Source organism: Oleiphilus sp. HI0066 (assembly GCF_001635725.1).
The window spans coordinates 1-747 of sequence record NZ_LWFH01000065.1 but is presented as its reverse complement, the minus strand read 5'-3'; the positions used below and the strand labels follow the sequence as shown (position 1 = coordinate 747).

Here is a 747-nt window from a genome sequence, read left to right as displayed (position 1 = left end):
CGAAGGCAAAGCATGTTCGACTGCTTTGACTGGGTTGATGTCCCAAACTGACGGCTTAGGTGTTCGTGATGACGAAATTTCCTTTGGGAACGAGTATATCAAAGTTGAATTCAGCCAGTCAGTTGATGTTGATTGGATTGCATTTTTAGACTTATTTATCGAAGGACCTAACCTGAATACACCAGAGCTTGCCAAAGTTCGAGTTAACGGTGATGAAAATTCTGTGTTTGGCTTTGAGGGTGATCAAACTCGAAATACAGTTGGTTGGTTCCAAACAAGCGGCGATAACTTTTTCAGCGGTGTAACCATGTTGGAGTTTTTTGCAGATGCAAATTCAGGCGATGAAATCAGTCCGGGCAATACCGATTTCGCACTAGCAGCGATCAATGTCACTGAAGTTTCTGAGCCAGGTACATTGGCCTTAATGGGGCTAGGTGTGCTGGCCTTAGTTGGTGCTCGTAAGCGTATACGCTCGTAATAGCGAATGATTGAAAAAAACCGGCTTAATGCCGGTTTTTTTGTGCATGTTGTTTTTGATGCTTGTGTATCGATTTGCACAGTACTAGAGTGAGCTAAGCACCATCGCTGGTTGACTATGAGATAAGGAGAGCTCCTTGCGTGTCACGGAAAATAGTTGCTTGGTCATTTTTGGCGCCTCAGGAGACTTAGCCGCACGAAAACTGATTCCCGCCTTACTGCATTTATTTCAAGCTAAATACCTACCAGAAGACCTCTATGTTCTGGGCG

At 44.4% G+C, this 747-nt stretch carries 2 protein-coding genes; both read left to right on the top strand.

The window, feature by feature from the left end; translation table 11 throughout:
- Nucleotides 1–478, top strand: a 478-nt coding sequence (locus tag A3738_RS01140) for a PEP-CTERM sorting domain-containing protein (protein WP_231876490.1), incomplete at its 5' end; no start/stop codon positions are given.
- Nucleotides 479–614: 136 nt separating this feature from the next.
- Nucleotides 615–747: hypothetical protein (locus A3738_RS32290; protein ID WP_156503864.1), on the top strand; the 133-nt coding region annotated here is incomplete at its 3' end.